7 protein-coding genes are annotated in these 11,373 nt (G+C 65.7%); 6 read left to right on the top strand and 1 reads right to left on the bottom strand.

The genetic code is table 11. From position 1 onward, the window contains the following. The 6 genes from B8115_RS08715 to B8115_RS08690 all read left to right on the top strand — a co-directional run. A partial coding sequence (locus B8115_RS08715; RefSeq protein WP_026037993.1) for a sigma 54-interacting transcriptional regulator occupies positions 1 to 921 on the top strand: 921 nt, incomplete at its 5' end. Positions 922 to 1,126: 205 nt separating this feature from the next. Beyond that, on the top strand, positions 1,127 to 2,158 hold the full coding sequence (locus B8115_RS08710; RefSeq protein WP_010627401.1) for a TAXI family TRAP transporter solute-binding subunit: 1,032 nt from the start codon (positions 1,127 to 1,129) through the stop codon (positions 2,156 to 2,158). Between the two features lie 341 nt (positions 2,159 to 2,499). Then, on the top strand, positions 2,500 to 4,647 hold the full coding sequence (locus B8115_RS08705; protein ID WP_010627400.1) for a TRAP transporter permease: 2,148 nt from the start codon (positions 2,500 to 2,502) through the stop codon (positions 4,645 to 4,647). Positions 4,648 to 4,779: 132 nt separating this feature from the next. Further along, positions 4,780 to 8,076 carry an FAD-binding and (Fe-S)-binding domain-containing protein gene (locus B8115_RS08700; RefSeq protein WP_010627399.1) on the top strand — a complete coding sequence of 1,099 codons (3,297 nt, stop codon included), beginning with the start codon at positions 4,780 to 4,782 and terminating at the stop codon, positions 8,074 to 8,076. 54 nt (positions 8,077 to 8,130) lie between these two features. Beyond that, entirely contained in the window at positions 8,131 to 8,709 is a 579-nt protein-coding gene (locus tag B8115_RS08695; protein ID WP_010627398.1) for a hypothetical protein, read from the top strand. A gap of 87 nt (positions 8,710 to 8,796) precedes the next feature. Then, positions 8,797 to 8,997 (top strand): DUF2905 domain-containing protein, encoded by a 201-nt coding sequence (locus B8115_RS08690; RefSeq protein WP_010627397.1) that lies wholly within the window; start codon positions 8,797 to 8,799, stop codon positions 8,995 to 8,997. On the opposite strand, the gene nosP is transcribed toward B8115_RS08690, so the two are convergent. Further along, positions 8,974 to 11,331 carry a nitric oxide-sensing protein NosP gene (nosP, locus tag B8115_RS23795; protein WP_010627396.1) on the bottom strand — a complete coding sequence of 786 codons (2,358 nt, stop codon included), beginning with the start codon at positions 11,329 to 11,331 and terminating at the stop codon, positions 8,974 to 8,976. The two genes, B8115_RS08690 and nosP, sit on opposite strands and share 24 nt — an antisense overlap. Positions 11,332 to 11,373: the final 42 nt, after the last annotated feature.

Genomic DNA, 11,373 nt, shown 5'->3' with positions numbered 1-11,373 from the left:
ATATCGCGAGGGCGGGCGCCAGCCATGCTGCGCCTGCGCGACCAGCTTGCCAACCTGGCGCCGGTGCGTGCCAACGTGCTGGTGCACGGCGAGACCGGCAGCGGCAAGGAGGTGGTGGCGCGCTGCCTCCACGACCTCGGCCCCGGCCCCGATGCCCCTTTCGTGGCCCTCAACTGCGGCGCCCTGGCCCCCGAGCTGATCGAGTCGGAGCTCTTCGGCCACGAGAAGGGCGCCTTCACCGGCGCCCAGGAACGGCGCATTGGCAAGCTGGAGCATGCCAGCGGCGGTACGCTGTTCCTCGACGAGGTGGAATCGCTGCCGCTAGCGGCCCAGGTCAAGCTGCTGCGCGCCCTGCAGGAGGGTGAGATCACCCGCCTGGGCAGCAACGCCGTGCAGCGGATCGACCTGCGGGTGGTAGCGGCCACCAAGGTGGACCTACTGGCTCTGGCCGCCGAAGGCGGCTTTCGCGAGGACCTCTACTACCGGCTGGCCATCGCCGAGCTGGCTCTGCCGCCGCTGCGCGAGCGCCGCGAGGACATCGCCCTGCTCTTCCGCCACTTCTGTCATCAGGCCGCCGAGGTCCACGACCGCCCCCTGCGCGATCCTGACGCCGCCATGCTTCAGGCCCTCGAACGTCACACCTGGCCGGGCAATCTGCGAGAGCTGCGCAACGCTGCCACCCGTTTCATTCTTGGGCTGGAGATCCCCTGCCTGGGCACGGCCGCCACCGCGGACGATGACTCCCTGGCCGCCCAGGTGACCGCCTTCGAAGCAGCCCTGCTGCGTGCCGCCCTGGGCCGTCATGGCGGCAACATCCAGGCGGTAATGGACGAGCTGGAGCTGCCGCGCCGCACCCTCAACCAGAAGATGCAGAAGCACGGCTTGCGCCGCGAAGCCTTCCTCGACGGCGACGAGAGTTAAGCCTGCTCCATCCATCGGCAAGATCTTGCCGACAGGGTGCTACCACGTCGGCAAAAAATTGCCGACAGCACCCACCCAGGCCCAGTCCGTGTTGCGGTTTCTCATCTCAACTCACTGAAATACATAGGGTGTCACCGAAGCTGGCAGGCTTGTCGCTATGTCAGAGCGTCTCATAACCACAACGCTCGACATACGGAGACCCGCCATGCACAAGCGCCAGTTCCTCAAGTCCGCCCTCTGCCTTGCCACCGCCGCCGCCCTTGGCTTCGGTGCCGCAACCGCGACCGCCAGCCCCGACAACGGCAGCGAAGGGGGTCAGTACATCATGGGTACCGCCACCACCGGCGGCACCTTCTACCCGGTGGGCGTCGCCCTCTCCACCCTGGTCCGCGTCAAACTGGAGCCGACCCATAACATCTCGGTTTCCGCCATCAGCTCCGCCGGCTCCGCCGAGAACCTGCGTCTGATGGACGACAACGAGGCCCAGTTCGGCATCCTCCAGGCTCTCTACGGCGCCTGGGCCTGGCACGGCGAGGGTCCGGTACCCAAGGCCTACGACAACGTACGCTCCATCTCCATGCTGTGGCAGAACGTCGAGCATTTCGTCATGCGCAGCAACCGCATGGAGAGCGGTACCATCGACGACCTGTCCAACCTCTACGGCCGCGGCTTCTCCATCGGCGCCCGCAACTCGGGTACCGAGGGCTCCGGTCGGCAGATTCTTGCCGGTCTCGAGATCGACCCCGAGCAGATGAACCTCGCCTACCTGGGCTACGGCCCCAGCGCCGACTCCATGCAGAACGGCAACATCGACGGCATGAACATTCCCGCCGGGGTGCCCGCCTCCGCGGTGACCAGCGCCTTCGCCAACATGGGCAGCAACATCTCCATCCTGAATGTGACGGAAGAGCAGCTCGAGCGCATCAACGCCGACTACCCGGTATGGACCTCCTACGAGATTCCCGCCGGCACCTACCCGAGCCAGGATGAACCGGTTCACACCATCGCCCAGCCCAACATTCTGGTGGTCAACGCCGACGTCCCGGAAGAGCACGTCTACCAGATCACCAAGGCGATGTTCGAGAACCTGCCCTTCCTCAACAACATCCACCCGGCGACCCGCGACATGGCCCTCGAGAAGGCCCTGGACGGCCTGCCTATGCCGCTGCATCCCGGCGCCGCCCGCTACTTCCAGGAGCAGGGGCTGGTCATCCCCGCGCATCTGCTGGAGGGCTAAGGAAACCCTGATTTACTGCTGCGCTCGATAGCCTGGCCGCCGGCGGTGCTCACAATCCTCATTGAGCAGCCAGTCAACTCCGGTTGCTGCGCGCCGGCGGCGACCAGCCTCTCTTCGCTCGCGACGTAAATCAGCGCTCCCTTGTGATTTTTTGCTCCAGATGGACTGAGCCTGCGAAGGGGCGCCGGGGACAGGCCAAAGAGGAGGTCTTTTTCCAGGGAAGGAAAAAGTAGCGCCCAGGGAGGGGTTCACAGCGCCTCCTCGCCGGCCTGTCGCCGGAAAGCCCCGAGCCTGACCACCGACAACGCCTTCCCATTCACGCCAGCTCCGCGAGAACGCCCATGAACGCAACGCCCACTCCCGAGGTGCGCGACGAAGCCGCCAGCGAAGCCCCCGAGCGCCTCGAGCACCCCTGGCTCGGCCGGGTGCTGTTCGCCCTGGCCATCGTCGTGGCCCTGTCACATCTCTACTTCAACACTCTCGGCACCCTCTCCGAGGTGTGGGTCAGCGCCCTGCACTTCGGTATGTTCGGCCTGCTCTGTGCCCTCTCGGTGCCCATGCTCAAGGCCCGCTCCGTCGGCGGTGCCCGCCTGGTGCTGGCGGTGGACATCCTGCTCGGCCTGGCGGCGCTGGGCTGCGCCTTCTACCTGATCGGCTTCGAAGACGCCCTCTACGCCCGCGGGGTACGCTTCTCCACCGCCGACTGGGTCGTCTCCATCGTCGCCCTCGGCCTGGTGCTGGAGTTCGCTCGCCGCACCACCGGTTGGTTCATCCCCCTGCTCTGCCTGGTGGCGCTCACCTACGTAGCCTGGTGGGGACGTCATGTAGGCGGAGTCTTCGGCTTCCCCGGCCTCTCCTGGGAGACGGTGCTGTTCCGCAGCTATCTGGGAGGCGACGGCATGCTGGGCTCCATCGCCCGCATCTCCTGGTCCTACGTCTTCATGTTCATACTGTTCGGCGCCTTCCTGGTACGCTCCGGCGCCGGCGACTTCATCATCGAGCTGGCCCGCTGTGCCGCCGGGCGCTTCATTGGCGGCCCAGGCTTCGTCGCGGTCTTCTCCTCCGGGCTGATGGGCTCTGTATCCGGCTCCAGCGTCGCCAACACGGTCTCCACCGGGGTGATCACCATCCCGCTGATGCGCAAGGCCGGTTTTCCGCCTCGCTTCGCCGCCGGGGTCGAGGCCGCGGCCTCCACCGGCGGCCAGCTAATGCCCCCGGTGATGGGCGCCGGCGCCTTCATCATGGCCTCCTATACTCAGGTCTCCTACCTAACCATCATCGGCGTGGCGGCCCTGCCGGCGCTGCTATACTTCCTCTCGGTGGCGATGTTCGTGCGCATCGAGGCCAAGCGTAGCGGCGCCCAGCACGTCGAGACCGAAGAGGCGCCGCGCTTCCTTGAGGTGCTCAAGGGCGGCTGGCACTTCCTGCTGCCGCTGGTAGTGCTGGTGGCCGCGCTGATCTACGGCTTCACCCCCACCTATGCCGCCGGCATCGCCATCCTCTCGGTGGTGGTGGCCTCCTGGCTGTCGCGCAACCCCATGACCCCGACGGTGGTGATGGAAGCCCTGGTGCTCGGCACCCGCAACATGATCACCACGGCGATCCTGCTGCTCACCGTGGGGCTGATCGTCAACGTGGTCTCCACTACCGGTATCGGCAACACCTTCTCGCTGATGATCACCGACTGGGCCGGTGGCAGCCTGCTGATCACCATCGTGCTGATCGCCATCGCCTCCCTGGTGCTGGGCATGGGCCTGCCGGTCACCGCCGCCTACATCGTGTTGGGCACCCTCTCGGCGCCGGCCCTCTACGGCCTGATGGCCCATGGCCAACTGATGGAGCTGCTGATGGCCGGCCAGTTGCCCGAGCAGGCCAAGGCGATCTTCATGCTCACCGCCCCGGAGAGCCTGGAGGCCCTGAGCGCCCCCATGGACGCGGCCAGCGCCCGCGAGCTGCTCGCCCTGGTGCCCGACGACTTCCGCCGCCAGCTCTACGAGCAGGCGCTCTCGCCCCACACCCTGACCCTGCTGCTGGTGGCGGCCCACATGGTGATCTTCTGGCTCTCCCAGGACTCCAACGTCACCCCGCCGGTGTGCCTCACGGCGTTTGCCGCCGCGGCCATCGCCAGGACACCGCCGATGCGCACCGGCTTCACCGCCTGGAAGATCGCCAAGGGGCTCTACATCATCCCGCTGCTGTTCGTCTGGTCGCCGCTGATCACCGGCTCCCCCGCCGAGATGCTCACGGTGTTCGCCTTCGCCCTGTTCGGCATCTATGCGATCATCGCCGGCCTCGAGGGCTTCCTGGAGCATGAACTGCCCTGGTGGCTGCGCCTGGTGATGTTCCCCATGGGTGCCCTGATGCTCTGGCCCCACGACCAGTTGGCACTGGACTTCCTGGGCCTGGCACTGTTCCTCGCCACTCTGGCGTGGAGCGCCCGGGCCGGCCGCACCTCGGCCACTGCCCTGCCCGCTCCCGGCCACGCCTGAGTCCACGCCTCGACATCCCGCCGGGGCTCCTGGCCGTGGCGGGATGCGCCCCACCACCCTCTCGCGGTAAAGTAGCGTCATTCCCTGCCGGCCCGCCCCCGGGTGGCATCAAACGACCGAATACGACTAGCCATGATCGCAAGACTGGATACCGCCGACGCTCCCGCCATCGAGGGCCTGGGCGCGCATTACCTGCGTTTTCTCGAGGCGCTGAAGGCCTCCGGCTTCGAGGGTGAGATCGCCCCGGACTACGCCAGCCGCACCGTGCTGGCCACCGACAACTCGATCTACCAGCGCCTGCCCCAGGCGGCACTGTTCCCGCGCCACGCCGAGGACCTCGAAAGCATCGCCCGGCTCGCCGCCGAGCCCAAGCATCGCCAGGTGGTGCTCACGCCCCGCGGCGGCGGCACCGGCACCAACGGCCAGTCGCTCACCGACGGGCTGGTGGTGGACGTTTCCCGTCACATGAACCGGATACTCGAGATCGACGTGGAGAACCGCCGTGTGCGAGTGCAGGCCGGCGTGGTCAAGGACCAGCTCAACGCGGCGCTGAAGCCTCATGGGCTGTTCTTCGCCCCGGACCTCTCCACCTCCAACCGCGCCACCATCGGCGGCATGATCTCCACCGACGCCAGCGGCCAGGGCAGCTGCGAGTACGGCAAGACCCGCGACCACGTGCTCGAACTCGACAGCGTACTGCTCGGCGGCGAGCGGCTGGTCAGCCGCCCGGTGGACGATAGCGAGCTGGATACGCTGTGCCACCACAGCGGCGCGATCGGCAACGCCTACCGCATCGCACGGGAGATCATCGACACCCAGCGCGAGCTGATCGCGGCCAAGTTCCCGCCGCTCAACCGCTGCCTGACCGGCTACGACCTGGCGCATCTCAGGGACGCGCAAGGCCGCCTCGACATGAACAGCCTGCTGTGCGGCTCCGAGGGCTCGCTGGGTTTCCTCAACGAAGCAGTGCTCAACGTGCTGCCGATCCCCAAGCACTCGACCCTGGTCAACGTGCGTTATGCCGGCTTCATGGATGCCCTACGCGACGCCAAGGCCTTGATGGGCTCTTCACAGGACCAGCCGCAGGCGCTTGCGGCGAAACCCACTTCCATCGAGACGGTGGACGACAAGGTGCTGCTGCTGGCCATGGAGGACTTCGTCTGGGACAGCGTGGCGGAGTTCTTTCCCAGCGGGGCACCCCAGGGATCTGCCGAGGACGATACCGTCACGGCCGAACGCCAGGCGGTGGCCATTCGCGGCATCAACATGATCGAGTTCAATGACGACGATCCCGAGCGGCTCGCCGAGCGGGTGGCTGCCTTCTGTCGTCACCTGGAAGCGGATGAGAGCGTGCCCCGCCTCGGTTTCACCCTGGCCCAGGGTCGCGCCCAGATTCAGCAGGTCTACGGCATGCGCAAACGCGCCGTGGGTCTGCTGGGCAATGCCAGAGTCGACGAGAAGGGCGAGAAGCGGCCGATCCCCTTCGTCGAGGACACCGCGGTGCCGCCGGAGCATCTGGCCGATTTCATCGCCGAGTTCCGCGCCGCGCTGGACGCCCGCGGGCTCAGCTATGGCATGTTCGGCCACGTCGATGCCGGCGTGCTCCACGTGCGCCCCGCCATCGACATGAAGGACCCCGAGCAGGAGCGGCTGATCCGCGAAGTCTCCGACGAGGTGGCCGAGCTGACCCACAAGTACGGTGGCCTGCTGTGGGGCGAGCACGGCAAGGGCGTACGCTCCGAGTACGCGCCCAAGTTCTTCGGCGAGCTCTACCCCAGCCTGCAGCGGGTCAAGGCTGCCTTCGACCCGCACAATCAGCTGAACCCGGGCAAGATCGCGACTCCCATCAACCCGCCCGAAGCCGCGGGGCTCTCTATCCCGCCCGAAGCCGCGGTGCCCTCCATCCCGCCCGAAGCCGCGGGCACAGCGTCGACAACTAGCGTCAGCGAGGATGCGGTGAAGTGGGTCGACCCGGGCCTGCTGACCATCGATGGCGTACCCACCCGCGGCCAGCTCGACCGCCAGATCGACGAGCGCGTATGGCAGGCCCACGCCGCCACGGTGTACTGCAACGGCAACGGCGCCTGCTACAACTACGACCCCGACGACGCCATGTGTCCCTCGTGGAAGGCGACCCGCGACCGTATCCACTCGCCCAAGGGACGCGCCAGCCTCGTCCGCGAGTGGCTGCGCCTGCAGGGCAATGCCGGGATCGACCTAGTCGAAGAGGCAAAAGCGAAGCGCCGCGATGGGGTGTGGGGCTTCATCACCTCCTTTCCGGCGCGGGCGCGCAACACCTGGCGCCGCCGCGACGAGGCCGACTTCTCCCATGAGGTTTACGACGCCATGGCGGGCTGCCTGGCCTGCAAGTCCTGCGCCGGTCAGTGCCCGATCAAGGTCAACGTGCCGGACTCGCGCTCGCAGTTCCTCGAGGTCTACCACGGCCGCTACCTGCGCCCGCTGCGGGATTACCTGATCGGCGGCATGGAGTTCTTCGTGCCCTACCTCGCCCACGCCGCGCCGCTGTACAACGCCGCGCTGAATCAGCGCCTGGTGGACCGCCTGCTGTCAGAGCGGATCGGTCTGGTCGACAGCCCGCGCCTCTCTCGCGCACGACTGACCAAGCAGCTGCGTGCCTGGGGCGTCGCCGAGGCGACGCCGATCTCGCTGGGCCTGCTCAGCGAGGCACAGAAGGCCCGAAGCGTGGTGATCGTGCAGGACGCCTTCACCAGCCACTTCGAGGCAGAATTGGTGATGGACATCGTCGAGCTGCTCTCGCGCCTGGACATCAAGGTGTTCGTCGCCCCCTATACGGCCAACGGCAAGCCGCTGCACGTGCAGGGCTTCCTCGGCGCCTTCGAGCGCACCGCGGAGAAGCAGGCGCGGCGGCTGCGCGCCCTGGCCGAGTTCGGCGTGCCGCTGGTGGGCATCGACCCGGCCATGACGCTCACTTACCGCCAGGAGTACGTGAAGGCGCTGGGGCCCAATGCCGTGCCCGAGGTGCTGATGCTACAGGAGTGGCTGGTGGCGCAAGGCAAGCGTCTGGTGCCGCCGGCCCTGGCCCGGGAGCTCGAGAAACTCGACGACCCGAGCTTCCGGCTGCTCTCCCACTGCACCGAGAAGACCAACGCTCCGGGCAGCCCCAAGGCGTGGCAGCAGGTGTTCGCCGTCTTCGGCTTCGAGCTCGAGCTCATTGCCAGCGGCTGCTGCGGCATGTCCGGCACCTACGGCCATGAAGCGCGCAATCTGGAAACCTCGAAGACCATCTATGCCCAGTCGTGGCAGCCGGTGGTCGAGAACGAGGCCAACCAGGGCCGCCTGCTGGCCACCGGCTACTCCTGCCGCAGCCAGGCCAACCGCCTCTCCGGCCAGGCCCTGCCGCACCCGCTGCAGGGAATTCTGACCCACCTGCGCCAGTTGAACTGGTAAGCTTGCAGGCTTGATCACTAGACCTTACATGGACTTATCGACAGGAGATGGATGATGAAGATCAAGCCACTGGTGACTGCCACGGCTCTTGGGCTCGGACTCGGCCTCGGTACTGCAGGCCTGGCAAGTGCCGCACAGGTGACGCACCTGGGGGGCGATATCACCGAAGAACAGGTGCTGTCAGCACAGCAAGCCTGGGGCGACGCCCTGGTTGCCATTTCCAATACCTATGAGGCTGAAGGCATCGACGCCGCCCGCGAACTGGCACAGGAAGTGATCGACAGCGCCTACGGCTACGACATGGGCGCCGTGCTCTTCAAACCCACCCTGGCCGCAGCGCCGCAAACCTTCCGCACGACGCCCGCAGGCGCGCTGGCCTACTTCGTCGGCCACAGCGATGAGTACAGTGAAGACAGCGGCTTTGCCCTGAAGGGCTGGCAGGAAGTCACCATCGAAAATGCCGCCATTTTGATCAGCGGCGACGTCGCCCTGACCATGGGCAACGTCTCCATCCTCGATGCCGACGGCAACACCACCACCGTGGACAAGACCTGGGGCTATCACCTGGACGACGAAGGCACCCTGCGTATCGTGCTGCACCACTCCTCTCTGCCCTTCAGCCCAGAGGAGTAAGAGGAGTAAGCGCAAGCCAACCTCAACCGTACCGGCAGCCGCCGGTACGGTTCGTCCTCGGCAAGCGCAAACGGAACGGGAGGCAGGATGTCCCGCACTCTGATCGTCATCGGCCTGTGTATCGTTCTCATCGGCCTGTTCTGGCCATGGCTCTCCAAGCTGCCCCTTGGCCAGCTGCCGGGAGATATCGTCGTACGACGCGAGAACTTCTCGTTCTACTTTCCTATGACCACCATGATCCTGTTGAGTCTGCTCATCAGCGGGTTATTGTGGCTGTTCAACCGCTGAAGCGCTTTCGTCCGGTATGCGCCGAATTGGCAGCCAGAGGGTGAAGGTCGTTCCCTCTCCGGGGCGGCTATCCAGCTCGATGCGCCCTCCGTGCTTCTGCACGATGCCATAGGAGAGCGAGAGGCCAAGTCCGGTGCCCTGGCCGACCGGCTTGGTGGTGAAAAAGGGGTCGAAGATACGCGACTGCAGCTCGGCAGGTATCCCCGCCCCGTCATCGGCAAAAGCGAGCCACACCTGATCGCCTTCGCAGCCGGTGCGCAGCGTGATGGTGCCGTGCTCCTCGATTGCCTGAGCCGCATTGACGAGCAGATTGAGGAAGACCTGGTTGAGCTGAGCCGGCACGCACTCGACCGCCGGCAGTTGGCCATACTCCCTTACTATCGTGGCCTTGTACTTGATCTCATTGGTCGCCACGTTGAGCGTGCTCTCCAGGCCCTGATGAAGATCGGCAAGCTGCCAGTCGATAGCACCGGTACGGGAGAAATCGCGCAGATCCTGAACGATACGCCGTACCCGGGCCGTACCGTCGATCGACTCGGCAATCAGCGCACCGACATCCTCGCGCAGATAGTCCAGTTCGAGCTCCGTCTTGAGCTGGGCGATCCGCTCGGCCGCCTCGCTCGTCAATGACGGCTCGACCGTCTCGTAGAGGTCGACCAGGCGCAGCAGATCGTCGATGTACTGATGCAGAGTGTTGAGGTTGGAGCTGACGAAGCCGATGGGATTGTTGATCTCATGGGCGACACCCGCGGCAAGCTGGCCGATCGAAGCGAGCTTCTCCGACTGAAGCAGCTGATTGTGGGCCTCTTCCAATTTACCGATGAGGACTTGCTGCTCCTCCCTCTCACGCTCCAGCGCCACGAGAGCCTCGCGCCGCTCACGGATCTCCCGTTCCATATCCTCCTGCACCTGCTGCAGGGCACGATTGATCTGCTCGTTCTCGCGCAGCGCCGATTCCAACTCCTTGGTTCGCGCCCGCACCTGATCCTCCAGCATCACCGCGGTCTGGAAGAGACTGAAACCGGAGCCGCGCACGCTGGTGCTGCGCTCGGCTCGATCCATCAAGGCCTGCACCATCTTCTGCAACTGCTCGGCTCCAAGCTGTCGCAGCGGCATCGGCTGAGCGGCATCGGATTGCATCACCCGTTCCGTACGGCTGCCTGACAGGCTCCACCCACTCGACGAGCCGCTCGTTTCGCTATGGTCACAAGCGCCAATGGCGATGCCCGTCAGCGTCTGGTTCATGTGCACGCCGCCGTATTGCTCGCCATAGGTGCTGAAGCCGACCGTATTGTGGCGGTCGAAAACCGCCTCCACCGCCATCTTGGTATTCTTCTGCGTGACCTCCAGGTTGCGCAGAATGCAGTCGCAGGCAAGCACCAGCTGCGGCGGGCCCAGTTCCTCGCTCAACTGCCCCATGGTCGCCTCCAGGTCGGAGACCAGATCCATACCTTCGGCCACGCGCAGGACCAGGCCTTCGTCAATGGCGCTGTAGAAGGTCAGGCTGCCATCCGGACCGGCCTTCTGTATCGAGCGTACGTAATCGGTGCCATCAATCAGCACGACCACCGGCGCAGCAGCGAAATGATGAGGCTCGAGCGCCGCCACCGAGACGTCGATCAGCTCGGCATAAGCCTGAGCGGCGGGTATGCCATTGATCTCATAGACGACCCTCTGCTCCGCATCGGCTCGGGTGACGACCAGGCGCTCCTCCAGCGAGAGGAAATGCTGGGCCTTGAACAGACGGAACGGGTAGTCGGTCTGCAATACGGTCAGCACGGCGCTGTCACTGTGGAAAGCCCCGTCATGGAACACCTGGGTTTGGCTGAAACACAGGTCGTCGCCCGCCGAGCCGCCCACCAGTACGATATCGCCCAACGCCGTTTGCAGCGTTCGCGCCACCTGCTCTTCTCGGACGGAGAGGCCATCGATGAGCAGAAACCCGAAGCTGTTTCCGCCGCTCGGTCTTGTCGCCCGCTCACCGAGCTGCTGCAGCAGCGCATCGGTGAACGCCTGGCCACGAGCGATGCTGAACTGCTGAAGGGCATCCAACCGCCCGGTTACCGCCGTACAGCTGCCGGCCGGGAAACTTACGCCGGTGAGCGTGTGGTCGAGATAGCCCAGAGGGCCGATCTCCCCCGCAGTGGTACACCCCACCACGGGGATGTCGCCGAACAGACGGTTCATCTCGTCAGCCAGCGCTGCCAGATCGTAGTGGCTGGAACAGAAGAACAGCACCAACTCGGGATCGGGCTGCACCACCCCCTGATGAAACTCGCGAACGGCAGTGCGAGCATCCTCAGCACGGCTCTGCATGCTACGAATCCGGCTCATGGCGGCTCTCCCCTCGTGGGCCTTTCCTATTGTTATCGGCTG

It is taken from the genome of Halomonas sp. KM-1 (genome assembly GCF_000246875.1).
Lineage (GTDB): Bacteria > Pseudomonadota > Gammaproteobacteria > Pseudomonadales > Halomonadaceae > Halomonas > Halomonas aerodenitrificans.
This window is presented reverse-complemented; position numbering and strand designations above follow the sequence as displayed.